23 protein-coding genes are annotated in these 25,170 nt (G+C 60.3%); 8 read left to right on the forward strand and 15 right to left on the reverse strand.

The window, feature by feature from the left end:
• Positions 1 to 1,272 carry an amino acid deaminase gene (locus tag ACPWR9_RS00845; protein ID WP_426312365.1) on the forward strand — a complete coding sequence of 424 codons (1,272 nt, stop codon included), beginning with the start codon at positions 1 to 3 and terminating at the stop codon, positions 1,270 to 1,272.
• A 97-nt stretch (positions 1,273 to 1,369) separates the two neighbouring features.
• On the opposite strand, the gene ACPWR9_RS00850 is transcribed toward ACPWR9_RS00845, so the two are convergent.
• The 4 genes from ACPWR9_RS00850 to ftrA form a co-directional block, all read right to left on the reverse strand.
• Positions 1,370 to 1,954, reverse strand: a complete 585-nt coding sequence (locus ACPWR9_RS00850; RefSeq protein ID WP_426330702.1) for a MarR family winged helix-turn-helix transcriptional regulator — start codon at positions 1,952 to 1,954, stop codon at positions 1,370 to 1,372.
• A 4-nt stretch (positions 1,955 to 1,958) separates the two neighbouring features.
• The gene (locus ACPWR9_RS00855) at positions 1,959 to 3,554 is read right to left on the reverse strand and encodes an MDR family MFS transporter (RefSeq protein WP_426330703.1); all 1,596 of its coding nucleotides are present in this window, start codon (positions 3,552 to 3,554) and stop codon (positions 1,959 to 1,961) included.
• Positions 3,555 to 3,631: 77 nt separating this feature from the next.
• Entirely contained in the window at positions 3,632 to 4,390 is a 759-nt protein-coding gene (locus ACPWR9_RS00860; protein WP_426312370.1) for an SDR family oxidoreductase, read from the reverse strand.
• Positions 4,391 to 4,482: 92 nt separating this feature from the next.
• On the reverse strand, positions 4,483 to 5,454 hold the full coding sequence (gene ftrA / locus ACPWR9_RS00865; protein ID WP_426312371.1) for a transcriptional regulator FtrA: 972 nt from the start codon (positions 5,452 to 5,454) through the stop codon (positions 4,483 to 4,485).
• Positions 5,455 to 5,580: 126 nt separating this feature from the next.
• On the opposite strand from ftrA, the gene ACPWR9_RS00870 reads away from it, so the two are divergent.
• Positions 5,581 to 6,000 carry a rhodanese-like domain-containing protein gene (locus ACPWR9_RS00870; protein WP_426312373.1) on the forward strand — a complete coding sequence of 140 codons (420 nt, stop codon included), beginning with the start codon at positions 5,581 to 5,583 and terminating at the stop codon, positions 5,998 to 6,000.
• A gap of 185 nt (positions 6,001 to 6,185) precedes the next feature.
• On the opposite strand, the gene ACPWR9_RS00875 is transcribed toward ACPWR9_RS00870, so the two are convergent.
• From ACPWR9_RS00875 to ACPWR9_RS00890, 4 genes are all read right to left on the reverse strand, one after another.
• Complete coding sequence (locus ACPWR9_RS00875) at positions 6,186 to 7,061, reverse strand: MBL fold metallo-hydrolase (RefSeq protein ID WP_426312374.1); 876 nt, start codon at positions 7,059 to 7,061, stop codon at positions 6,186 to 6,188.
• 30 nt (positions 7,062 to 7,091) lie between these two features.
• Positions 7,092 to 8,396: an MFS transporter gene (locus ACPWR9_RS00880; RefSeq protein WP_426312376.1), complete on the reverse strand. Its 1,305-nt coding sequence runs from the start codon at positions 8,394 to 8,396 to the stop codon at positions 7,092 to 7,094.
• Between the two features lie 21 nt (positions 8,397 to 8,417).
• Positions 8,418 to 9,431 carry a succinylglutamate desuccinylase/aspartoacylase family protein gene (locus ACPWR9_RS00885; RefSeq protein WP_426312378.1) on the reverse strand — a complete coding sequence of 338 codons (1,014 nt, stop codon included), beginning with the start codon at positions 9,429 to 9,431 and terminating at the stop codon, positions 8,418 to 8,420.
• Positions 9,432 to 9,563: 132 nt separating this feature from the next.
• Positions 9,564 to 10,556, reverse strand: coding sequence for a LysR family transcriptional regulator (locus tag ACPWR9_RS00890; RefSeq protein ID WP_426330704.1), 993 nt, complete (start codon positions 10,554 to 10,556; stop codon positions 9,564 to 9,566).
• A gap of 28 nt (positions 10,557 to 10,584) precedes the next feature.
• On the opposite strand from ACPWR9_RS00890, the gene ACPWR9_RS00895 reads away from it, so the two are divergent.
• Positions 10,585 to 11,253, forward strand: coding sequence for a TetR/AcrR family transcriptional regulator (locus ACPWR9_RS00895; RefSeq protein WP_426312381.1), 669 nt, complete (start codon positions 10,585 to 10,587; stop codon positions 11,251 to 11,253).
• A 56-nt stretch (positions 11,254 to 11,309) separates the two neighbouring features.
• Positions 11,310 to 12,236, forward strand: a complete 927-nt coding sequence (locus ACPWR9_RS00900) for an alpha/beta fold hydrolase (RefSeq protein WP_426312383.1) — start codon at positions 11,310 to 11,312, stop codon at positions 12,234 to 12,236.
• 66 nt (positions 12,237 to 12,302) lie between these two features.
• Here the strand turns inward: ACPWR9_RS00900 and ACPWR9_RS00905 are convergent, their stop codons facing one another.
• The 3 genes from ACPWR9_RS00905 to ACPWR9_RS00915 form a co-directional block, all read right to left on the reverse strand.
• Complete coding sequence (locus tag ACPWR9_RS00905; RefSeq protein ID WP_426312384.1) at positions 12,303 to 13,331, reverse strand: methionine synthase; 1,029 nt, start codon at positions 13,329 to 13,331, stop codon at positions 12,303 to 12,305.
• Between the two features lie 28 nt (positions 13,332 to 13,359).
• The gene (locus ACPWR9_RS00910) at positions 13,360 to 14,343 is read right to left on the reverse strand and encodes a DUF1852 domain-containing protein (RefSeq protein WP_426312385.1); all 984 of its coding nucleotides are present in this window, start codon (positions 14,341 to 14,343) and stop codon (positions 13,360 to 13,362) included.
• A gap of 170 nt (positions 14,344 to 14,513) precedes the next feature.
• A complete protein-coding gene (locus tag ACPWR9_RS00915; RefSeq protein WP_426312388.1) occupies positions 14,514 to 15,404 on the reverse strand; it encodes a LysR substrate-binding domain-containing protein in 891 nt (296 codons plus the stop codon).
• A 160-nt stretch (positions 15,405 to 15,564) separates the two neighbouring features.
• Between ACPWR9_RS00915 and ACPWR9_RS00920 the strand changes: the two genes are divergently transcribed.
• Together ACPWR9_RS00920 and ACPWR9_RS00925 are read left to right on the forward strand one after the other, a co-directional pair.
• Positions 15,565 to 16,428, forward strand: coding sequence for a LysR substrate-binding domain-containing protein (locus ACPWR9_RS00920; RefSeq protein WP_426312390.1), 864 nt, complete (start codon positions 15,565 to 15,567; stop codon positions 16,426 to 16,428).
• A 291-nt stretch (positions 16,429 to 16,719) separates the two neighbouring features.
• Entirely contained in the window at positions 16,720 to 17,028 is a 309-nt protein-coding gene (locus ACPWR9_RS00925; RefSeq protein ID WP_426312392.1) for a hypothetical protein, read from the forward strand.
• Positions 17,029 to 17,088: 60 nt separating this feature from the next.
• Here ACPWR9_RS00925 and ACPWR9_RS00930 read toward each other — a convergent pair whose 3' ends face one another.
• The 4 genes from ACPWR9_RS00930 to sauS all read right to left on the reverse strand — a co-directional run bounded on the left by ACPWR9_RS00930 (position 17,089) and on the right by sauS (position 22,309).
• Positions 17,089 to 17,658, reverse strand: coding sequence for a YdeI/OmpD-associated family protein (locus ACPWR9_RS00930; RefSeq protein WP_426312394.1), 570 nt, complete (start codon positions 17,656 to 17,658; stop codon positions 17,089 to 17,091).
• Between the two features lie 41 nt (positions 17,659 to 17,699).
• On the reverse strand, positions 17,700 to 19,076 hold the full coding sequence (locus tag ACPWR9_RS00935; RefSeq protein ID WP_426312397.1) for an MFS transporter: 1,377 nt from the start codon (positions 19,074 to 19,076) through the stop codon (positions 17,700 to 17,702).
• Between the two features lie 99 nt (positions 19,077 to 19,175).
• Positions 19,176 to 20,840: an AMP-binding protein gene (locus tag ACPWR9_RS00940; protein WP_426312853.1), complete on the reverse strand. Its 1,665-nt coding sequence runs from the start codon at positions 20,838 to 20,840 to the stop codon at positions 19,176 to 19,178.
• A gap of 8 nt (positions 20,841 to 20,848) precedes the next feature.
• On the reverse strand, positions 20,849 to 22,309 hold the full coding sequence (gene sauS / locus ACPWR9_RS00945; protein WP_426312399.1) for an acylating sulfoacetaldehyde dehydrogenase: 1,461 nt from the start codon (positions 22,307 to 22,309) through the stop codon (positions 20,849 to 20,851).
• Between the two features lie 237 nt (positions 22,310 to 22,546).
• Here sauS and ACPWR9_RS00950 point away from each other — a divergent pair, with 237 nt between their 5' ends.
• On the forward strand, positions 22,547 to 23,311 hold the full coding sequence (locus ACPWR9_RS00950; RefSeq protein WP_426312401.1) for an IclR family transcriptional regulator: 765 nt from the start codon (positions 22,547 to 22,549) through the stop codon (positions 23,309 to 23,311).
• An 81-nt stretch (positions 23,312 to 23,392) separates the two neighbouring features.
• Positions 23,393 to 25,126 (forward strand): histidine kinase, encoded by a 1,734-nt coding sequence (locus ACPWR9_RS00955; RefSeq protein WP_426330705.1) that lies wholly within the window; start codon positions 23,393 to 23,395, stop codon positions 25,124 to 25,126.
• The last annotated feature ends 44 nt before the right edge of the window (positions 25,127 to 25,170 follow it).

The raw sequence follows: 25,170 nt of genomic DNA on the forward strand, positions 1-25,170 counted from the left end.
ATGACTGATACAAACTATCAACATGGCATGATCGATACCCTAAACAAGGGTCTCGGCGCGCTGAACACTGCGCTGGCGCCGTCGGCCACGACCGGGCTTGGTTGGAATTTGCTGAACGAAGACCTGAGCCTGCCCACGGCAGTGCTCTATGAAGACAAGATTCGTCACAACCTGGCGTGGATGCAACGTTTCGTCCACGAATACGGTGTGAAGCTTGCCCCGCATGGCAAGACGACGATGGCGCCGAAGCTGTTCCGCCGTCAACTCGACGGGGGTGCGTGGGGCATTACGCTCGCCACGGCCCAGCAGACCAATGCGGCCTATCACCATGGCGTGCGTCGCGTGCTGATGGCCAACCAGTTGGTCGGCAAACGCAACATGACCATGATTGCCGACTTGCTGAACGACCCGGGCTTCGAATTCTTCTGTCTGGTGGATTCTGCCGCGGCCGTTGCGCATCTGGGTGAGTTCTTCCGTGCGCGCAAGCAGCAGATTCAGGTGCTGATCGAATTGGGCGTGACGGGCGGGCGCACGGGCGTGCGCGACGCCGAACAACAACAAGCGGTACTCGATGCGCTTGCGCAGTACAAGGATGCCGTCAAGTTGGCGGGCGTCGAAGTGTATGAGGGCGTGCTGAGCACCGAGGCCGATATTCGCGCGTTTCTGCAACGTGCCGTGGGGATCACGCGTGAGCTGATCGCAGCGGGTCGCGTCGAGCGCACGCCAGCGGTACTCTCCGGCGCTGGCTCCGCGTGGTACGACGTGGTCGCGGAAGAATTCGCCAACAAAGACGTTGGCGCGCCGCTCGATGTGGTGCTGCGCCCGGGCTGTTATCTCACGCACGACGTAGGTATCTACAAGGCCGCACAAGCACAGATCGCTACGCGTAACCCGATCGCGAAGCAGATGCGTTCGCAGCTTCAACCGGCGTTGCAGTTGTGGGCGTATGTCCAGTCGATTCCGGAACCTGAGCGCGCGATCATTGCGCTGGGCAAGCGCGATGCGGCGTTCGATGCGGGCATGCCGGAACCGGCACAGCGCTTCCGTCCGGGCAAGGACAAAGCCCCGGTGGCCACGCCCGAGCATTGGGAAGTGACCGGCATGATGGACCAGCACGCGTATCTGCGGATCGCGCCGGGTGACGACATTCAAGTTGGCGACATGATCGCGTTCGACATTTCGCACCCGTGTCTGACGTTCGACAAGTGGCGTCACCTGCCGGTGGTCGATGGCGACTTCAACGTCGTCGAGATCGTGCAGACGTTCTTCTGATTGCCAAACAAGCGTCGATGAAAACAAAGAAGCCGCCCCGAGGGGCGGCTTCTTGCATTGCAGCTCGCGCATTGGTTGCGCGTGGCGAGCCGACAAACTAGCGAGTTCTTGTCGCGCGTTTGCGAGGCGCGGTGGACAACGCCACCGGTGCGCCATTTTGCGAATCGCTCGCCTTGTCGCTCGCTTTGTCGCTTACCTTCTCGCTGCCCTTCTCACTAGGAGGTGCTTTCGCCGCACTCTCACCGCTGCGAGCGCGTGACGACACCGATTTGAACCGTGCTTCGAGATGGACCAACGCGTTTTCCAGCGCGGCGATATCGGCTGCGCTCATACCGTCGAGTGCGTCGTCGAAAAAAGCCTGACGGCGCGGCGTGGCTTCATCGTGCACCTGCTTACCTGCATCGGTAAGCGTGACGTTAGTCAGGCGGTTGTCATCGGGATCTGTCACACGCGTAAGCCAGCCGAGCGCTTCCATCGACTGCAACTGACGCGTGAGTTGCGCGGGGTCGAGACGACAATGTTCCGCGAGAAATTTCTGCGAACACGTGCCGCGCTCGGCCAGCGCATAAATGATTCGCCAGCGCGGCAGCGGATGCCCGACCTGTGCGTCGAACGCGCTCATCATCGCGCGATACGTCAGGCTGAGTTGCTGGATGACGTTACGTTTGAGGGGTGTCGGCATGCGCTTACTCTCCGGCGGGCGGTGCCGGTTTGGCACCACGGGTCAGACGAATGAGCGGCACGCGGCGCACGAACCAGAGCCCGGCGAGCGCGGCCGCGAGCGACACCATCTGCCCGTTGTGAATTGCCCCGACCAGTGCGGTACGTGACGCCTCGATCAACAGTGCCCCGTTCTGCCCCATGTGGGCGACGGTCGCCAGAAAATCGCTCTGCGCTTGCGCGTTGACGAGAAGCTGCGGATCGGTGAGTTGTGCGGTCCATTGCTGACCACCGGTGGCGGCGAGCGATTCCTTTACGCGGGCCGTGTAGCTGTGTCCCACGAGCGTGCCGACGATGGCCGTCCCCAGCATCCCGCCGATCATGCGCAGCGATTGCATGAGCGCGGTGGCGATACCAAGGTGCGCACGACCGGCCACTTCTTGCGCAAAAACGGTGAGGTTCGGCAGAACAAAACCGAGGCCAAGACCGGCCAGCAGCATGTAGGTGGCGATGAGGCCATGCGGTGTACCGCGATGCGTGGTGATGATCCCGGCACACGCGATGGCAAGCAGAAAGAACCCGCCGTACAGCATCATGTTCGGATTCCGCAGGCGCGTGATGAGCCGACCATTGGCGATGCTACCCACGGTGATACAGACCACCATCGGCGTGATCAGCAACCCGGTTTCGCGCGGCGACAGACCGAAGCCGCCTTGCAACATCAGCGGCGCGTAGAACAGCACGCCGAACATCGCAAAACCGCCGAAAACCGACAGCACAAAGAGCGCCGCCAGACTCGGGTTGCGGAACATCTCGAACGGCAGAATCGGGTGCGATGTGCGCTGCTCCCACCAGTAGAGCGCGAGCGAGGCGACGACGAACGCCACGAGCAGAATGAACACGCCGCGCGAGAAGCCATCGGCTGGGAGCCATTCGACGAGCATTTGCAAACTGCCAAGTGCGGCGGCGATCAGCAGCGCGCCGAGCCAGTCGAGACTAGCTTTGCCGTGCTCGTCGGCGCGCATATGCGGCAGGTGGCGGGCGACGAACCAGAGTCCGAGCAAACCGACCGGCAGGTTCACGTAGAACACGGAACGCCAGCCGTAGGCTTCGGTGAGAAAGCCGCCGAGCGAGGGGCCGATCGCGTTGGCGATACCGAATGCCGAGCTGAGCATGACTTGCCAGCGCAGGCGCACGTGCGGATCGGGGAACAGTTCGGGGATGCAGGCGAAGGCGGTCCCCACGAGCATGCCGCCGCCGATACCTTGCAAGGCGCGGGCGATGACGAGGAACGGCATGCTATTGGCGGCACCGCATAGGACCGAGGCCCCGGTGAAGACGACGATGGCGGCGATGACGAATGGCTTTCGCCCGTAGTAATCGCCGAGCCGGCCGAAAATCGGCACCGTGATGACGGAGGTGAGCAGATACGACGTGGCGACCCACGCGTAGTACTCGAACCCCTTGAGTTCAGCGACGATGGTCGGCAGCGCGGTCCCGACGACGGTCTGGTCGAGCGCGACCAGCATCGTGCAGAAACACAGGCCGAGCATGGCCACAATGGACTGCCGGAAAGGCAACACCTGCCCCGCCGAATGCGGGGTGGTCGGATTGGAAGGCATTTTTTGGACGGATCAATGTTTGATCAGTCAACGATTCTATCACGTAAGTTGCGTCGTCGATTGGGCGCTCAGCCCCGTCACTTCACAGCAGCATTCCCGCCGTCGGCAAAGAGGGCCGATCCGGTGACGAAGCTGGACATGGGGCTGGCTAAAAAGAGCGCGGCAGATGCGATCTCTTCCGGTTGGGCAATGCGCTTCATGGCATGCAATCCAGCCGCCCATTCTTTTTGGCTCTGGTCGCCCGCCATGCCAGTATCCGCCCCGCCCGGCAGCAGTGCGTTGGCCCTGATACCTTGGGCGCCGTAGTCCGCGGTGATGCCTTTCACCAGCCCCATTAACCCGGCCTTCGAGGCGCCATAAGCAGTCATACCCGGCAAGCCCACGCTGGTGCCAACGAAGCTGGACGTGAATACGATCGAGCCGCCCGAGCCGCCATTACGTGCGAGCATTGCGGGTATCTGACTGCGGGCTCCGAGGTAGGCCGCCGTAAGGTTGATCGTCAGGGTTTGCTGCCAATCTTCCGGCGAGATGTCGGCAAGCGGTTTCATCGCGCCGACAGTTCCCGCGTTATTGATGGCAATGTCGAGACCGCCGAACTCGTGCATCGCCGCTGCCACACACTGTTCGTGGGTGTCGGCTTGGCCAACGTCGCCAGCGAACACATAAGCCCGCCCGCCTTTGCTGCGAATCTCGTCGGCAACCCGATCCAGTCGCGCTTGATCTCGCGCCGTCAGAACAACTGCGGCGCCTTGCGCAGCGAACATCAGCGCTATTGCCCGCCCGATACCAGCCGATGCACCGGTAACGATGGCCACCTTTCCGTCTAGTAGAGACATTATTCAGACCTTCTTCTGTCGTTGAAGGCTGCATACTGCTTATCCCCGCGACACTTGGCACTCCGTTTCTTGCGGTGAAACTCGGCTGCGGTTCAGTCGGCGAGTGTTCTACTGACACCAAACTTCTCCCGATAGGCGGCCGGACTCGTATGGGCGATGCGTCGGAAGTGTCTGCGCATCGATTCCTCCGACCCGAAGCCCGCCAGCTCGGCGATGCGCAGCATCGGCATGGACGGTTGCGCTTCGAGCAACTCTCGCGCCACCGCCACACGCTCGTGCGTCAGCCATTCATAGGGCGCCATGCCGGTAGCGTCCTGAAAATGCCGCTGTAAGGTACGTGGACTCATCGCCGCGCGTTCGGCAAGCGAGCGCAGGGTGTGCGGTAAGGCGGGGTGTTGGCGTACCCAGTCGATCAACTTCGCCAGACGTCCGGTTTCGTCGCGCGGCATGGGTCGCGGCACAAACTGCGCTTGGCCGCCCTCGCGGTGCGGGGGCACCACCAGACGCTGGGCAACACGATTGGCCACTGCGCTTCCGTAATCCCGTCGTACCAGATGGAGGAGCATATCGAGCCCCGCCGCCGATCCCGCCGACGTAATGATCTGACCTTCGTCGACATACAGCGCGTCTGCTTGCACGCGCACCTTCGGGTAGCGCTGCTGCAATTTTTCGGCGTAGCGCCAGTGGGTCGTCACCGTTTTGCCGTCGAGTACGCCAGCCGCCGCCAATACAAATACGCCCGAACAGATCGAACAAAGACGTGCGCCGCGCCGATGGGCTGCGCGAATCTTCTTCAGCAGCGCCTCAGGCGGCAGCTCATCCGGATCACGCCAACCGGGCACCACGATCGTGTCAGCACTGTCGAGTCGCTTGAGCGCGTAGGGCGCGGCGACGGTAATGCCGCCAGCCGCACGCAGCGGTCCGGCTTCGATAGCGCAAACGCTGAAGCGGTACCAGTCGACGCCGAGTTCGGGGCGCTCCAGTGCGAACAATTCGGTGACGCAGCCAAATTCGAAAGTACAGAGCCGGTCATAGGCCAGCGCAACGACGAGACGATTTTCCATGGCGTAATGTTACCGGACATTGTCATTTACGACACTTATCGACCTGACGGTGCAACGGCAAAATGAGGGTTCCCGAATCGCGCTACCCGGGCATCACGCGTACCGCACTTTCTTTCGACCCAACCTATGTCCACCCTCAGCGAAAACAACGCCGTTACTGCTATCCCCGCCGCCGAGAGTAGCGCGGCCCTCGCCCACTTTCATGCGTCGCTGCAATTTGAAACCGATTGCGCCGATGTTGCCAGTGCACTGGCCAGCGGGTCGCCCGGCTTCGTGTTGCTCGACGTTCGAAGTCCGGCACTGTTTGCTCGCGGCCACATTCCTGGCGCTGTGAACTTAATGCATGGCAAGATCATCGCGTCGAAGCTCGCCGATTATCCGCACGACACACTCTTCGTCACCTACTGCGCGGGACCGCACTGCAATGGCGCCACGCGGGGCGCCATTCGGCTGGCGCAATTGGGACGGCCAGTGAAGGTGATGATCGGCGGTATTACCGGATGGCTCGACGAAGGTTTCGAGCTTGCAGTGAGCGAACTTGAGTGATCGATCCGAGTGGGCGTTGATGAGGGGGCTTGCGCTCAAAGACAGGCAAAGCGCCCTCGGCAATCCAACTTCCGCGTCAGGTCGTCAATGTGGGTCGGAAACATATCCAGCGGCAGGGCGATTCCCGCGATATTAGGAACGGCTCGAAAGCCGCCGTTCAACAATCCGCCCAATACAAGCGTCGCTTAGGCGAAATACCGCCATTCGAAGCCGTGGGAATTAGCCAGAATCCTACCGGCCGACGCTTCCGGAAAATGCGCCGGAAAGACAATCGATTCCGTGCTTGCTGCACGATCGAGCAGCCACGCACGTGAGGCGCGTGCGTCCTCCTGATTTCGGCAAAACGTCGAATTCCACGCCGGTCGATAGACTTGCAGCGGACTGTGCATCGCGTCCCCCGTGAAGAGTGCCGTGTGTCCCTGCGAAACAACTTCGATCGCCATATGCCCGACGCTGTGTCCGGGCGTAGGAAGAAAGCGAATGCCCTCGGTGACTTCGCATTCGGCGTCCGGCACTACGCGAGCCTGCCCCGCGTCGATGATCGGCTTGACGCTGTCTTCGAACACCATGCGGCGAGGCTCCCCTTCCTGCGTCGCAAAGAAATCTAGTTCGCGCTGACCGAACACGTAGGTCGCGTTCTCGAAGACTGGCCGCCAGCGACCATCTTTCCATTGCGTGTTCCATCCCACGTGGTCCACATGCAAATGCGTCGTCAGCACGTAATCGACCTGCTCGGTGCGGAACCCCGCGGCATTGAGGCGCTCAAGCACCGGATTGTCGAGTCGATCGAAGAGCGCGCTGAAAGGTCTCACCTTGCCATTGCCGATGCCCGTGTCGACGACAACGGTCAAACCGTTGATCTCCACCACCCATAAATGAGTGCGCATGCATACCCGCCGTTGCTCAGTATCGAGACTTTCTGGAGACAGCTTTGTGCTCAACAGGTGCTCGGATGCCGCGTTCCAGTCGGAAAACAAGACTTCGGGCGGCAGCGAGAATGTCGTTTCGTCGACACGAGTAACGGTTGCACCACCGACGCGATATTTGAGGGGATTTTTCATGGGGAATATTCTTCGTTCGTCGTCAAATTTTCAGCGCCGCTCACGGGCTGCTGCACCAGGAAACCGATTCAACACCATTACGACGGCGCCGAGCAGCATCAGCCCGACCATCGGCAGCAGCCCCGATTCGAGACTGCCCGTCAGCGATTTGATTGCGCCGATCAGCACCGGACTGAAAAATCCGCCCAACACGCCGAGCACATTCACGAGCGCGATACCGCCGGGTGCCACGTTGCCTTTCATGTATTCGCCGGGAATCGCCCACAACACGGTGTAAGCCGCCCACATCGACGCCGTGGCGACGGTCATGGCAGGCAATGCCACGCCAAACACGGACGAATACCGGCTTGCAACGAGCAGCGCAACCGCCCCGACCGCACTCGCCACGGCATAATGCCACCGCCGTTCGCCATGCCGATCCGATCGCACCGACAGTGCATACATCGCAACGAGCGAAACCACGTACGGTAGTGCGGACCACCATCCGATGGCTCGTGTGTCCGTCATCCCGGCTGCGCTGAGAATGGTCGGCAACCAGAAGCTAACGGCGTAGATACCGCAGATAACGCAGAAATTGCTGAGTGCGAGGCCGAGCACACGACGGTCCCGTACCGCCTTAAGCAGTCCGCCGACGGTACCGCCGTGAGCCATCCCATCTGCGGTTGGCACGCTAAGCAACGACTTTTCTTCGGGCGTCAGCCAGTTCGCGTCTTCGGGCCGATCGGTTAGCCAGAACCAGGCAGCAATCCCCAACAGCACGCATGGCAAGCCCTCGACAATGAACATCCATTGCCAACCGGCCAGCCCCTGCACCCCGGCTAGCGACGTCATGACGATTGTCGACGCAGGCCCACCCAGCAATCCGCCAATCGGGCCAGCCGCCATCACGATCGCCATCGTCTTGCCCATGCGCGCCCCGGGGAACCAGTACGTTAGGTACAGAATCATGCCCGGCGCAAAGCCTGCCTCGAACGCACCGAGCAGAAAACGCAGCACGTAAAAGCTGAGCGGGTCGCGTACGAACATCATGCCCGCAGACGTGAGGCCCCACAGCACCATGATGCGTGCCATCGTCCGTCGGGCACCGACCTTCGGCAGCAGAAGGTTACTGGGAATCTCCAACAACACGTAACCGATGAAGAAAATGCCAGCGCCAAAACCGTACGCGGCATCCGACAGATTGAGACTGGACTGCATCTGAAGTTTGGCAAACCCGACATTAATGCGATCGAGAAAGGCAAACATGTAGCAGACCGTCAGAAACGGCAACAGACGCAGCGAGATCTTACGGAACAGCGCGTCTTCGATGCGCTCGATACTGAGTGACGTGGTCATGGACACGGTGATCTCTCCGTATCAGGCGACGTCCGTGCGGTCCGCAAGGACCACCAGACAATCGCCGGCCTCAACGCCCGCAAACGAGCGCAGACAAACCACGCGGCCGCGTCCTGCAAAATGCACGACGCGTGGTGCGTCCCAAGGGGCATGCGGACTGAAGACTCGTGCAGCAATATCGCCCTCGTTCACCCAGTCGCCCAACGAAACGGCTGGCTCGTAGATACCGCCGAGCGAGGCGAACACATAATGTTGATGCCCCTCGACTTTCATGTACTCCGTGCGCGCCGGGAGAAGATCGAGACTGGTCGATGAGGTGACGCCAAGCGCAACCAGCAAACGGTCGAGGCCGCCTTCGACGATGGGCAGATTTCTCGGGTTACAGGTACCGAATCCGCCGAACTCGCCGCACAGAAACAGCTTGCCCTGACGCTCGACCGCGGCGCCATAGGTACGGTCTTCTCCGAGCAGGTCCATGACCATCGCATGCGGTGACCCAAATGCCTCGATCAGCCCCATGTAATAGGCACGCGTTTCCCGATCTTTTGGGGGATACACGAGCAGCGTCGGGAAATGATCGAACGACTGCCCGCCGGAATGAATATCGAAAATGAAGTCGGCGCGCGGGAACAGTTCGGTATCGACGTAGTGCGCGATCATTTCCGTGATCGTGCCGTCGCGCTTCCCGGGAAACACCCGGTTCATGTTGGCACCGTCGATAGGGCTAGTGCGCCTGCCAGCGAGATATGCGGGAAAGTTCAGGCCAGGCACGACGATGATTCGGCCGTTGATCTGCATGGCGGGAAGCCGTTGCAACAGCTTCATCAACGCCACCGGCCCCTCGTACTCATCGCCGTGATTTCCCCCCGTCAACAGTACCGTCGGTCCGTCACCCTGCTTGCGCACCGCAATCGGAATCGGAATATGTCCGTAGGCCGAGCGATCGACCGAGTGCGGCACTCGAAGCGTGCCCGTCTGAAAGCCGTCCTGATCGAAGTCGATACTGGCGGTAATCCGGGATTGTTGCGTGTTCATTCGCATGCGTCTCCATCGTCAAATCGGAATCCATTCCATGGACTTGATGATGGATAGCCACAATAAAGCGCGCCAATGCCGTTTTTTGTATTGGCGATGCCTTTTAGGCATCACTCGGCGCACATGCGTGAACTAGTCGGGCGACGACTCGGACCGCAACGCTTCCAAAAGCGTGAGAAATCGCGCTAACGCAGGGTTTCGGTTCTCGCGTGCATACACGAAGCCGAGAGGCAGTCGGACCTCCAGATCGTGGATGTTGATAAATTCCACGCGGGCGGGAGGGCGATGTTTGTTGCTCGCGTTGACGATCGCGGCACCGATGCCCGCGGATACCAGCGAGAGAATTGCCGCTTCGGTCGTCACTTCCTGCACGATGTCGAGCGTCAAACCGGCACGCTGGCACTGTTGAATTAAGTGATCGTAATAGGCGGGGTAGGTATGGCGAGGAAAGGCAACGAAGGGTGTGTCGTTCAATGCTGATGCTGCGATCGGCAAATCTGTCGGCCATGCCCACTGACGCGGAATCGCCAACACGGCACGCCGGTTTTGCAGCGGTAGCACGCACAACGAAGGCGGTAATGCGTCGAACGCGTAGATGAATCCACCATCGAGCGTGTCCGCCTCGATCTGCTGAATCTGCTCCGGCGAGTTTGACGGCATCAATTGCAGTTGGAGCTCGGGAGCTTGTTGTTGGAAACGAGCAAAGGCATCGGGCACCAGACCGTCCCAGCCCACGTTCTCGACAAATCCGACTCTGAGACTGCCGGCCAGCCCTGCACCGATCCTGCGAGCCGACCGTATCGTGTCCTCCAGCTTGTCCAGAATGCCGCGAGCATCTTTGAGCACATGAGCACCGGCGGGTGTAAGCGTCACGCCTGCCGAACTGCGTTCAAATAGCGCGGCCCCGACTTCCCCTTCAAGGTCCTGAATTTGCCGCGTGATGGCGGGCTGGGTGATATGGATGCGCTCCGCCGCGACGCGAAAGCTCCCGGCCTCAGCCACAGCAACGAAGTATCTAAGATGGCGCAGTTCCATGAGGAAACGTTCGTAAAGTGAGTAGCGTGAGTGGCCGCGCACGCATGAGTTTAGGCACAGCAGTACGCATGGGGTCGCCAATGATGCCATATCAAATATGCCGAATGGCGGCAGCGAAATGTCTCTGGTCGTCGGCTCACTTGATTATGGAAACGATGTGATCCATAATCCGCACATGACACCAATGATGAACAAACCGGGCCGCGGCCGACCAAGGGAGTTTGACTACGACGAAGTCGTCGATCGAGCCATCGCGCTATTCAGGCAGCGCGGCTTTGGCGCGACATCGATTGCCGATCTGGTCGAGGCGACCGGACTCACGCGGGGCAGCTTGTACAAAGCGTTCACGGACAAGAAGTCCGTCTACGTTGCTGCGCTCGAACGCTATGTGAGTCTCGGGCACGAACGGATCCGGGCGATCGCGCGCGGCGAAGGATCGGGGCGCGAGCGCGTGGCAAAGCTGCTTGCCCACTATCTCGAGCAATCGCAAGGAGAGCCGGGGCGGCTCGGTTGCCTGGTGGTCGCGACAGGACTCGAAGCCACCGTGGTGGACCCCGACATCGCGCACATGTTCGAACAGGCGCTGAAGCACCTCGAGCGAACGTTATCGGAACTCATCCGGATCGGTATCAAAGACGGTTCGATCCGCGCCGACCTCAACACCAAGGCAGCGGCCGAAGCGTTGCTCTGCTTCTTGCAGGGGCTAAGAGTTGTCGGGAAAAGCGACGTCCATCGCAACCATCACGACAAGGCCATTCTCGATATGGCGATGAAAATCATCGACTGAGCATTTGACGGTGCCATGGCGATCCATGGCGTTCTTTTGTTTATTTTGGAACCGATATGACCACAACAAATCTGCCCGATCCACGCGATAACAACATCGAGTTACACCACAGGCTGATCGACGTCGATGGCGTCCGGCTCCACTATGTTGAAGTCGGTTCCGGCGCACCAATCCTGCTGATTCCCGGCTGGCCGGAAAGCTGGTATGCGTGGCGCGATGTCATCCCAAAGCTCGCAAAAGCGGGGCGCAGAGTGATTGCCATCGACCCGCGCGGCATGGGCGATTCCGCGCATCCTTCGCAGGGGTTCACGCCCGGCGTCGTCGCCGCCGAAATTCACCGTTTCGTACAAGTGCTGGGGCTCACGAAAGACACCAGACTCGATGTGGCCTCGCACGATGTCGGCGCGTGGATCGCCTACGCCTATGCCGCCGACTTTCCTGACGACGTGCGCACGCTATCGTTGTTCGACGCGGCGCTGCCGGGCATTTCACCGATGCCGGGGTCGGAGATTCCATCTGACGAGCTTAACAAGCGGACCTGGCATTTTGCCTTCAACCGTATTCCCGACCTGCCCGAGATCCTCGTGCGCGGACACGAGCGCGAATACCTGGCGTGGCTGTTTTCCCAGAAGGCAGCGCGGCCATGGGTCTTCACGCCCACCGTCATCGACGAATACACCCGCACCTACATCCAACCGGGTGGGACAAGGTCGGCGTTCGCCTACTATCGCGAGTCGTTTTCGCAGGAGGCGCTTGCCGCAAACCGGGCGCGTGCAACGAGGATGCTTGAGATGCCGGTCATGGTGCTAGGGGGGCAATTCGGTGTGGGATCGATGCTGTTCGATACGATGAAAAGCATCGCGGTGAATGTGCAAGGGCATGTGCTGGCCGATTGCGGGCATTTCGTCATGGAGGAGTGCCCGAACGAGGTGGCGGCTCATTTGATCGAGTTCACCGCCAATCCAGTCAAAACACTTCACTGACCTGGATGCCCCCGCTGATATCGGCTGCACCGCCCCCCGGTGCAGCACTTCCAACGTCAGCCCGAATTAATTCGAGAGTTCTCGGCGCACGATTTCCGCACCTGCACTGAGCGCATTCAACTTGCCTCGTGCGACGTTACGGGGCAACGGTGCCATGCCGCAGTTGGTGCACGGATAGAGCTTGTCCGCATCGACGAACTGAAGCGCTTTGCGCAACGTCGCGGCGACTTCTTCCGGCGTCTCGATGGTCTCCGATGCCACGTCGATGGCGCCCACCATCACCATCTTGCCTCGAATGAGTTCAATCAGGTCGATCGGCACGTGAGAATTGTGGCACTCCAGCGAGACGATATCGATATTGGATTTTTGCAGCTTGGGGAACGCCTCTTCATACTGCCGCCACTCCGAACCCAGCGTCTTCTTCCAATCGGTATTGGCTTTGATACCGTAGCCGTAGCAGATATGCACGGCCGTTTCGCACTTGAGCCCTTCGATTGCCCGCTCCAGCGTGGCCACGCCCCACTCATTGACCTCGTCGAAGAAGACGTTAAAGGCAGGTTCGTCGAATTGAATGATATCGACGCCGGCAGCTTCCAACTCCTTCGCCTCCTGATTGAGGATCTTTGCGAATTCCCAAGCCAGCTTTTCACGGCTCTTGTAATGATCGTCATACAGCGTATCGATCATCGTCATCGGCCCCGGCAGCGCCCACTTGATCGGTTGCTTGGTTTGCGAACGCAGGAACTTGGCGTCCTCGACAAACACCGGCTTGCGGCGGGCCACTGCCCCCACCACCGTGGGCACGCTCGCATCGTAGCGATCGCGAATCCGCACTGTCTGACGGTTCTCGAAATCGACGCCGTCGAGGTGCTCGATAAACGTCGTCACAAAGTGCTGACGCGTTTGCTCGCCATCGCTCACGATATCGATGCCAGCATGCTGTTGCTCTTGCAGCGACAAACGCAAAGCGTCTCGTTTGCCATCGATCAATTCATCACCTTGCAACTTCCAGGGCGACCAGAGTTTTTCCGGCTCTGCGAGCCAGGAGGGTTTCGGCAGACTGCCAGCAGTCGAAGTCGGCAACAATTTCTTCATGATGAATTTTCTTGGTGTTTTCGATGAATTAATGAGCGTAGTTAGCAGCCCACTGCTCGAGAATGTTTTGGTACGGCTTGATGAAGTTCTCCTCGACAAACCTTCCCTGCTCAATCGCCAACCGGCTGCGTTCCTCACGGTCGTAAACAATGCGCGTCAGCGAAAAATCCTCGTGCTTCAAACTCGGCTGGTAGGACTCCCCTGCCGCAGAATTCGCGTTGTAAATCTCCGGCCGGTAAATCTTTTGGAAGGTATCCATCGTGCTGATGGTGCCGATCAACTCAAGGCTGTTGTAGTCGCCAAGCAGATCGCCGGAGAAATAGAAGGCCAAAGGCGCCACGCTATTCGGCGGCATGAAATAGCGCACCTTCAACCCCATCTTCTGGAAGTACTCGTCGGTCAAGGAATACTCGTCTTGCAGGTACTCCGTACCCAACACAGGATGTTGATTCGCGGTCCGGCGATAGGTCCGGCTGCTCGAAACGCTTAGGCAAATAACGGGCGGCTTTTTGAAATTGCCTTTGTAGGCATCTGAATTCACAAAGCACTTGAACAACTTCCCGTGCAGATCGCCAAAGTTTTCTGGCGTGCTGAATCCTTGCTGATCTTTGTTGTGCTCCAGCAGCAGTACGCTGAAGTCGTAATCGCGCACGTAGGACGAGAAATTGTTCCCCGCGATGCCCTCGATGCGCTCGCCAGTCGTACGGTCGACGATATTCGTTTTCAGAATCTCGATCAGCGGGAGCGCATTGCCACGGCTCTCGCCGTCAATGCTCATCTCGACCGAAACGATCTCGAGATTGACGGTGTAACGATCGCCTTTAGGGTTGTCCCAATGCGCCAGGGCATTGAAACGGTTGTCGATCATCCTGAAGGTGTTGCGCAGGTTCTCTTGGCGGCTGCTTCCACGGGCCAAGTTAGCGAAGTTGGTGGTGATGCGCGTGTTGTCCGAGGGACGATAGTCCTCGTCGAAACAAATGCGCTTGATCGCAAATGTGAAAGCTTGACTCATGGTAATCCGATGCCTGATTTTTATGCCGACTGGCGAGCTCAGGATTCCGTTGCGGAATCGGGGTCGACGGCTAAGAGGCTCGAATTATGGTGTCCGACCGGGCGTCATGAAAATGGATAAGTTCTCATGATCTTATGAGCTTCACTCATGGAGCCCGGTCCTGCGACATGTCAGGCCGCGGCGTGCCCTTTGGCTTGCTCGATAAAGGCACGCAGATAATCGATGTCCATATCCGTCTCGCGCGCACCCAGATAGATGTTCTTGGCAATCCCGTGCTTGCCTAGCCGGACGGGCACCACATCCATCGTGTCCGCGTATTCCAGCACCAGCCAGCGAGGCAACGCCGCCACGCCGCGGCCGCTGGCGACCATTTGCAACATGATGTCGGTGGTCTCGATCGCCTTATGCCGTTTGGGTGTGATGCCGGCCGGCGTGAGGAACATGCTGTAGATGTCCAACCGGTCGATTGGCACCGGGTAGGCCACCAGTACCTCGTCGGTGAGTTGCTTGGGCTTGATGTATTCCTCTTTCGCCAGCTTGTGGTTGCCCGCAACGACCAAGACTTGCTCGTAGTCGAAAACCGGTTCGAAGACGAGGCCCGGCTTATCCAACGGATCGGGCGTGACCAACAGATCGATCTCATAACCGAACAACGCACCGATGCCACCAAATTGGAATTTCTGTTTGACGTCGACATCCACATCCGGCCACGCCGCCAAATACGGCGACACGACTTTCAACAGCCACTGATAGCAAGGGTGGCACTCCATCCCGATGCGAAGCGCGCCCCGTTCGCCTTGAGCAAACTGCCGCAAGCGATCTTCGGCCAAGCTCAGTTGCGGCAGCACCCGGTTGGCCACCGCCAGCAGATATTGACCGGCCTGCGTCAGGCGCAGACTACGGCCTTCGCGCAGCCAGATATCGGTACCCAACTGCTGCTCCAGCTTTTTCATGCTGTGGCTAAGCGCCGACTGCGTCACGTGCAGAACACCAGCGGCAGCGGTCAACGACCCTTGCTTTTCCACCTCCTGCACGATGGACAAATGAATGCGATCAAGCATGATGAATGAATGGAATTCATGTTTTATTGAGATATCGCCATTCTAATTCATCGTTGGCGTTTCTACGCTCTAGCGCCAACTATTCACTAACCTCACGTTTTTCAGCCGATCCATTCGTGCGCTCTATATAATCGGCTCAACCGAATTGGGGGCCTTCGATATGCGACTGACACAACTGCGTTCCTTCCATGCAGTGGCGACGACGGGCAGCTTCACCGCTGCGGCGCAAAGTCTGCACGTGAGCCAGCCGACCGTGACCACTCAGGTCGGGCAACTGGAGGCGTTGTATAAAGTCGAGCTGTTCCACCGAACCGGTCGCCGCGTTCTGACGACAGAAGTGGGTCAGCGGCTGCTGACGATTTCGCGTCAGATGTTCAGCCTCGAAGGCGAAGCGCTCCAGTTACTGCGCGAGTCTGGCGAACTGCGCACCGGCCATCTACGCGTCGCAGCGGTCGGACCCGCCCAGGTAACGGCCATGCTCGCGGCTTTTCACCAGCGCTATCCGGGCATCAAGGTCTCCGTGAGCACCGGCAACTCGCAAGACGTCCTCGACAGGCTGGTGAACTACAGCGCGGATGTCGGCGTACTCGCACAAGTGGCTAGCGACGACCGCTTCGTCTCGGTTCCCTACACCGACCATCCCGTCGTGATCTTCTGCTCAACGAAGCATCGCTTCGCTAAGCGCAAGTCGATCAAGATCAACGAACTGGCAGGCGAGCGGCTAATTCTGCGCGAACAGGGGTCCACCACCCGCAAAGCACTGGAAACGGCGCTCAAACACGCCAATGTCGAAGCCGATGTCGTGATGGAAGTGGCAAGCCGCGAGATTATCCGAGAGGCCGTTATCCAGAACCTTGGCATCGCGACCGTTTCCGAAGTCGAATTCGTCCCCGGGCCCGGCCTGCACACGGTGCGCATCAGCGACGCTTCGATCCGCACGCACGTGCACATGGTCTGCCTCTCGGAAAGACGAGAAACACGCATGGTGCGCGCATTCTTCGACGTGGTTGGTCAGCACACCTGAGCAAGACTACCGTCATCCGGACGACCTCCATCTCGATACTTCCGGCAGACCGAATACCGCATTACCCCGAGGGGCAGTCCAATTTGCCCCTTCTCCCTATGGAATCTCGTCACAACTGGCGTAAAACTCGCTGAGACCGGAGGGTTTTGCCGCCCGTGCAAAGGGTTACCGATGCGCAGTTGACACCGCCGCCGACCAACAGCACCCGGCGGATTCTGATGCCTCAGCCGATGTGACAGCAGCAGGCGTTATCCACGCAGGTTCCCGACTCACAACTCTGGAGAATGCACTATGAAGCAGGTCTATTTCATCCCCGTCCTTCTCACTGCCGTGCTGGCGAGCGGTGCCGCTTGGTCGCAGACGCCTGCGGCCGCCCCGGCCCCCGCCCCCGCAGCACCGGCCGCCATGGCGCCGGCTGCCGCCGGTCAGAGCAACGACGCGTTGGTGCAGATGCATAACCGGATCCGCGCGGCGAACAAGGCTTATGACCGTAAGGTCGCTGCCGCGAAGAAGGTTTATAACGACAAGGTCGCGCAGGCCAAGGCTGAGCGGGACAAGACCATCGCCGATGCGCGTGCCGCCGCCGGCACCGGCGGCTAAGCAGGCGGGCCACCCACCCGTGTCCAGTACGCTTGGACATGGGGCGGGAGCCCTCCCGGATCACGGGTGAATGGTTTCGCCGCGACCCAACATACCGATGAATTCTTCGATCTTGCGCAGGCGTGTTTCCGGCCGCTTAGCGTTTTGCAACCGAAACAAGATGGCGTAGCGGTTTCGTCCGCTTAGCGTCGCAAAGAACGCACGAGCCTTGGGGTTGGCATCGAGTGCAGCTTGCAGGTCGTCGGGCACAACCGCATTGCTGGGCGATGCATACGCCGCCACCCATCGGCCATCGGCTTTGGCTCTCTCGACTTCTCGCATGCCCGGGGGAAGCATTCTGCCTGCGGCAATCAGCGCCTCGACCCGGTCGCGATTGAGCTTCGACCAGATGCTTTTTGCGGTACGCGGCGTAAAGCGTTGCAGCCAATAGTCGTCGCTTTCCGCCTTCTTCTGCCCATCGATCCAACCGTGACAAAGGGCACTCTCTACTGCTTGCCCGTAAGTCAACGACGGCTGTGCCTTCCCCTTTTTGGCAAGGCGCAGCCATATCCCGGCCGACGTCTCACCGTGTTGCGTCAACCAGTGTTCCCACGCGTTCTGGTCAAGGAACTCATGTGGGCGTTCAGTCATGGGCGATCCGATAAGTGGCAGATTCCCCGAGAGCATACCCCTCACCGGCGCCAGCGCAACGGGCGACGCAACGGGTGTCGTTGCGGCCCGACGGCGACCCAAAGCGGCGCGGTGTCCATAACGCCGGTAGGCTCGTTGCGCCCGGCATCCGCCTCATCTTTCTCCACCGTCTTGCTTGTGTCGATAAACAGTGCGGCAACGACGCCCACACCAAGCAATGCCGCCGAAATGGCGAACGGCACGTTATAGCTGCCGGTCGTCTCGATCAAGTACCCGAAGGCCACCGGCGAGATCATCCCGGCCAGACCGAAACCGGTGTTCATCATCCCGCCCGCCGTACCGGCGTACTTGCCTGCGATATCGAGCGGCAACGTCCACAGCACCGGATTGGTGATTTCGAGGAAGAAGAACGACGCCGAGAGCAGCAGCACCGCCGTCATCGGATTCGACACCATCGTCATCGGCAACAGGAACGCTAGCGATCCCCCCATGCCGACCACCAGGACCGATACACGAGCGAAACGTAGCCGTCCTGTCGCTTTATAGAGCTTGTCGGAGATCACACCGCCCAGCGTGTCGCCCACCACACCAGCGAGTAAGGGCAGCGCAGTGAATAGCGCCAATTGCTTGAGGTCGAAGCCCTGCGACTCGCGTAGATACGACGGCATCCACGTCAGGTACACCCACAGCAGCCAGCCGTAACAGAAATCGACGAACGTGACGAGCCACATCCGGCGGACGAGCTTGCGCCAAGGTGTCGAGGCACGTTTCACGCGCTCGCATTCGCCCGCTTTGTAGCCGATCTCCGCCGTCTCTTCCGCCGTCATGCGGCGGTGCTGATCCGGCGTGTTGGTGAACACCTTCACATAGAGCAGCGTCCATGCAAGGCTCACCACACCCAGCACGATGAACGCCTCACGCCACCCGAAGGCCACCACAATCGCGAGCACCACCGGCGGCGTAATAGCGCCGCCCAGCCGCGCGAAGCTATGCGTAATACCCTGCGCAAAACCGCGCTCCGCCACTGGCATCCAGTAGGTAAATGCGCGCGTTGCCGTCGGAAACGCGCCGCCTTCGCCAATGCCCAACAAGAACCGCAACGCCACCAGCATCGCAATACTTCCCGCGAATCCGGTGGCAAGCGTCGCCGCGCCCCAGATTAACGAAAGCACGGTTAGCACTAACTTGGGTCCGTAGCGATCGGCCAGCCATCCGCCGAATATCTGCATCGCCGCATACGGATACGCGAACGCCGAGAAGACCAGGCCCAACTGCACCGTGGTCAACCCCATCTCCTGTCGAATGAAAGGGCCAGCGACGGCGATGTTCACACGATCGATGTACGAGATGAAATACATCAGGCACATGACCGCAAGAATGATGTGGCGCGTCTTCACGCGGCCGGAACGCTTGTCCATGTTGTCTCCTATGTATTTACGTCGCACGTGTCGTGCACTTGCGATCGTGTCCTGCGGGTAATGCGGCAATGCGTGACGCTAGCGGGCAAGGACAGTCCGCTAGCTTTGCAGCAACTTCAAACGCTGCACCTTGCCCGACGGTCCACGCGGCAAGTCGGCGACAAAGCGGAATTCCTTCGGTGTTTTGTAGCGGCCGAGCGTCTTGAGGCAGTGTTCGCGCAGGGCGTCGGCATCGGGCGGGATGAAGGGCTGAACTTCCGTGCCATCGGCACTGCAAGCACGCTCGCGCACCACGACGAACGCCACAATCTCCTGCCCGTACGCGGCGTCCGGCACACCCACAGCGGCGGCTTCGAGCACGCCCGGGTGCTGAAGCAGCGCCTCGTCGATCTCTCGCGGCGCGATGTTCTCGCCGCCCTTGATGATCAATTCCTTCGCTCGCCCGGTGATGTAGAAGTACCCGTCGCTGTCGCAGTACCCCAGATCGCCGGTGCGTAACCAACCGTCAGCGGTGAACGCAGCGGCAGTCTCGTCCGGACGCTTGTAGTAACCGCGCATGACCTGTGCGCCACGCAGCACCAACTCTCCCGTCTCGCCAACGTCGGTCGGTGTGCCATCGCGTCGCACGACCTTTGCTTGGCCACCGGACGGCAGACCGATGCTGCCCACCCGGCGGCGGCTCGCATCGATCGGGTTGCTGAACACCGGCGCAGCCGTCTCCGTCATGCCCATCGTCTCGATGATGCCAATACCGAAGCGTGCTTCGAACGCCCGGTGGTGATCGCCCGGCAACGCCGCCGACGCGCTTCGGCAAAACCGCAGCGCTTTTAGCGCGGATCGTTCGGGTACCTCGCCATCGAGCAGGTAAGCGACGATCGTCGGCACGACGTTGATCCAGGAGCATTGCGTCGCGGTGACGTCTCGCCAGAACGTTCGTGCGGAGAAGCGCGGGGCCATGACAACCGACCCACCGTGAAATAGCGGTGCGAACAGCGTCACCACTAGTCCGTTGATGTGATAAAGCGGCAACGACGCCAGCACGCGGTCTTCTGACGAAAGGCAATGCTCGTCGCTAATGAATGCCGCGTTGGCCAGCAAGTTCCGATGCGTGAGCAGCACACCTTTGGGCACACCCGTTGTGCCGGACGTGTACATGAGGAGGGCTATGCCGTCCATCGGTTGCTGTGCAGCGCCGGATTCGCCGAGCGGCGGAATATCGGGCAACCCCATCGATTCCGGCGACGTGCATACCACGCCGACGGGCCTCGTCATGCCCTGCTCGCGCGCGGCGCCGATCGCTTGCGCTAGCGCAGGCAACATCGCTTCGGAAACGAATACGAGCCGCGTATCCGAATGCTCCACGATGTATTGCAACTGTGCTGGCTGACACAGCAGGTTGATCGGATTGACGACCAGCCCGCTATACATCGCCGCGAGAATGAGACGCGCCGTCTGCGGGCCATTGCCCATGCAGACAGAAACGATGTCGCCCTGCCGCAGGCCCGCCGCAGAGAAACGCTCGGCAAGCGCGCGGCAATCGTCGCGCACAGAAGCGAAGGTGAGTTCTGGTGCATCGGCGAGAGGCACTGCGCCGGATACACCGAGGTCGTCGCCAATCTCCGAAGCGCTCGCGTCGCCGGTCGTCAAAAGAAAGGGCTTTGCGCCGAACGCCGTTGCTTGCAACTCGATCAGATCCCGCACCGTACGTGGCGGTTCTAACGATGACTCGTGCGCTGCGACGGTAGCCGCCAGCCGCTGGTTCATGGGTGCGTTCATCGTCCGTACCTCCCGAAGTAGTCGCCCAGCAGGTCGTCGACCTCAGGCACAGCGGCTGCGATCGGATACGCCACGCGCGTCACGTTCAGATACTGGCGATAGTTCAGGTTGTCCGTGAAGTTGTTGCGTCCCCACGTGCCGCACCCCATCGACAGCGAGAACGGCAACCCGTTGTCGAAATTTCCGCCGGTGGCGAAGCAATGCGCTTGATTGACGATCACGCGCGCAACCGGCAGGGTCTCGCCCAGTTGCAGCGCCTGATTGCGATCCGCCCCATGTAAGCCGACGGAATGCCCGGCGCCCATGTAGGCATAGATGCGCTCGACAAGCGAAATGGCATCGTCAAAGTCTCGCGCGCGATAAACCGTCAGCACTGGGGAAAGCTTTTCGCCGGAAAACGGATAATCCGTGCCCGTGCCCGACTCCTCCACCATCAGAAACGCCGGGTGTTGGGCTGCAACGTCATTCAATCCAGCGAGTTGCGCGATAACCTCTGCCGATTTCGCCGTGCAGTTGCCGGACAACTTCCCGTCGACCCACATCACGTCCTGCAAAGCGCGCTTTTGGTCGCCGGTGAGCATCACCCCACCGGCGGCGCGCAACGCATCGATCATGGCGTCGTAGACACCGCTCTCGATCACGACGCTGTTTTCCGACGAGCAACTCGTCGCGTTGTCGAATGTCTTCGAGCGGGTAATCTTGGTGGCGGCATCGCTCAGATCGGCGCTCGACGTCACGATCGAGGCCACGTTGCCCGCACCGACACCGAACGCTGGTGTTCCGCTGGTGTAGGCCATGCGCACATTGGCTTGCGAGCCGGTGGCAACGATCAGGTCCGCCTGTCGCATCAGGGCAGCGGTTGCCGCCTTTGTTACCGGTTCCGGCAGCATCTGCACGAGGTCCGGCGAGAGGTTCGCCTTAGCGAGTTCTGCGTGGATGAACTTGAGCAGCAACGCGCAGGCCGAATGGCCTTTGGGAGAAGGCGCCACGATGACGGCATTGCCGCACTTGAGCGCGTTGACGATCTTGTTCGCGGGCGTCGCGGCGGGGTTCGTGGAAGGCGTGACTGCAGCGACAACGCCGACGGGACGCGCGATTTCGACGATGCCTTTTTGTGTGTCTTCGGCAATCACCCCATGCGTCTTGCGTCCGTGAAGATCGCGCAGCAGGCCGAGCGTCTTTCGGAAGTTCTTCTGAATCTTGTCTTCGACGTTGCCCAGACCGGTGTCGTGCACGGCAAGCTCGGCGAGTTGCCGGTTGCGGGTGGACTCCATGATCGCCCACGCGGCGGCGCACGCCGCTGTGTCGAGCGCCTGCTGTCCTCCACTCGCAAACTCACGCTGTGCCGTCCTGGCGCGGGCGACAAGCTCGGCGACCTGACGTTCGACATCCTGTGCGGCGCTACCTGCGCTCGCACTGGAAGGATGGATATCGGATCCGAAAGCCCGTGAATTCATGTGATGTCTCCTGATGCGCGGCGCGCTTGTCGTTGGTTTGTCTTGCGTGTAACCAATCTAGCCAGCGCGGTGGCGTCGCAGGTCTCAAATTCCCGGACAAACCGGACACAACGAGGGGGTGTACAGGTCGTCTCGATATTCGGGACCGAAGGAAGTCCGCAAAAATAACGAAACCGATGCAAAATCGCCGTAAGCGACGCGTAACCGCACGGACGGTTAGGCGCAAAGGAGACGAACATGACGGCATCGAATCAATCGAACGCTGCGGCAGTACGAGCGTTTCGGGTATTGGAGACGCTGGCCACGGCTGGCGGACCGCAGTCGATGATGGATCTGGTCAACGCGTTGGGCTTACCCAAGCAGACCGTGCATCGCATCCTCACGCAGCTCAAAGATGCGTGGCTCATTACCCGCAGCGCCGACGACCGACGCTATGAGTGCTCGCCGCGCGTGCGGGCGCTGGCGATCAATGTGTTGATGCAAACCGGCCCGGCGGCGGCACGTCATGGGCTGTTGCAACAACTGGTGGTGCGAATCGGTGAGACGTGCAATCTCACGATGCTCTCGGGTAACGATGTGATTTACGTGGATCGTGTGGAGACGGAATGGCCGCTGCGCATGCATTTGCAACCGGGGTCGCACGTGCCGCTGCATTGCTCGGCGAGCGGAAAGCTGCTGATGAGCTTTTTACCGAAGGAGCGAAGGGAGCGGTTGATCGAGACGCTGCCATTGCGACGATTCTCGGAGCGCACATTTACCGACCGGAGCGAGCTACGCGCGGAACTTGCGCGCACCCGCCGTCGCAAGATGGGCATCAACAATCAGGAACACCTTCAGGGGCTGATCGCAATTGCGGTGCCGGTGATGCTCAACCGCAACCGCGCCTGCGCGGCCATTGCGGTACAGGCACCGGTCGGACGGCTCACGCTCGACGACCTGCTCGCGTTTGAACCGGAGTTGCGGTTTGCTGCGGAGGAGACGGCGAAGACGTTTAGGGGATGAGCAGTCGATAAGCGCGAGACTTGCCCCCACGCCCACTCCCCGGCAAGATGGCGTCCAATCTCCATCACGCCTCTTCGTCTCGTGATCCGACGTCTCTCCCATCTGCCGTTGGCCATCGCCTTGACCGTCTTTCTTGCGCTGTTGGGCGTAAGCCATCTGGTCGTGAGCGAGCTAGCAACCCGCACGCAAGCAGCGGCGGACCTGCGTTTTAACGAGTTCGCCACCGACGCGAGCAATAAGGTCCAAGTGCAGTTGCTGCGTTACACCGACATCCTGCTCGGTCTGCGCGGCCTATGGTCGGTCACCGGCGAGCCCACGACGCGGCTGTTCCTCGCTTTTCACGACGCCCTGCGCATTCACGACCGCTTCCCGGCGCTGGTCAACATCAACTTCAACGAGTACATCGCCACGGCCGACACGGCGCGCTACGAGCGCCAGATTCGCGAGACCGAGCACCTGACAAACTTCTCCGTGTTCCCGAAGGCAACAACGTTGCCACACCGCCTCGTCGTTCGGTTCGATTCGTCGCCGAACACGGTCTATCTCGGCCGGGACATCTACATGAACTATCCGGAGTCCGTCACGCAGCAAGTCGCAGAATCGGCCACCGCCGTCACCTCGGGACTGGCAATCCCGCAACTCGAAGACAAGCCCGGCGCGGGACTCGGCATCCGTCTGGCAATCTACCGTTCGGCAAATATCCCGCCGCCGGGCAGCCGGATGTCGAACTTTGCGGGATCGGTCGGCATCTTCGTCGACTGTCCCACGCTGATCCATGAAGCCATTCCCGCCGCCGACCGGCAGTACCTCGCGCTCACGTTCCGCTCGCTACCGCTATCCGGCGAGTCCGAACTCCCCTTGCGGCGAACGCTTTATCGCCTCGGTGCCGACGACCATCCGTCGGCCACCTCCGTGGCGACGCTAAAACGCTCGTTCTTCGTCGCCGACCGTGTCTTCGAACTCGACTTCACCGTCGCCAAAGATCGCTTCAAAGACCCCATCGGCGCGCACATTCAAGCCATTGGCTATGCCGTCGGTATCTTGCTCAGCGTTATCAGCGCCGCAGTCATTTACCTGCTGCTCGCGTCGCAACGGCAATTGACCACCACCGTCACGTCGCAATCTGCGTCACTGGCCAGCACGCGCGATCAAGTCGATCGGCTGTTGCGCGAACGGCTTCAAGCCGAGCAGGAACTCGCACGGCAAGGCGAACGCGAACGGCAGCGTATCGGCCGTGAGCTGCACGACGATCTGGGGCAGAAACTCACCGGCGCGTCGTTGATGCTCGAAACGCTCGCCCACTCCCAGCCCGCCGCCTCGGACACCGGTCATCGCCAGTCGATCGACAAGATCGCCAAAATCGTCGAAGGCAGCATCGCTACCATTCGCACCCTTTCGCGAGGACTGACCCCATTCGACGGCTCGCCTTATGACCTCGGCGCGGCACTGCGTGAGCTCTGCGACGAGATAGGACGACTACTCCCCGACGGCTGTCATCTCGATCTCTCGTACGACACCGAGTTGCTGTCGCAGGAAGCCTCGCTGCATCTTTATCGCATCGTGCAAGAGTCGATCTCCAATGCCTTGCGCCACGGCCGGGCGCACCGTATCGACGTGCAACTCCTCGATATCGACGGGCGCGTCGCACTGACAGTAAGCGATGACGGCGTCGGGCTGCCAAACCCTATCGACGTTTCCGATCTACCGACGACTAGCGTAGGATTGCGCAGTATTCGCTCACGGGCCCAGTTGCTTGGCATGCAGGCAGACTTCCGCCGCGGGCCTCACGGTGGCGTCATTGTCGAAGTGAAGTAACCCGGCCGCGTCGCGCTTGGCGTCTGGCCCTGATATGCAGCCAA

Origin of the sequence: Pandoraea pneumonica, from assembly GCF_049918595.1 — a bacterium.
In the GTDB taxonomy this organism is placed as follows: domain Bacteria; phylum Pseudomonadota; class Gammaproteobacteria; order Burkholderiales; family Burkholderiaceae; genus Pandoraea; species Pandoraea pneumonica_A.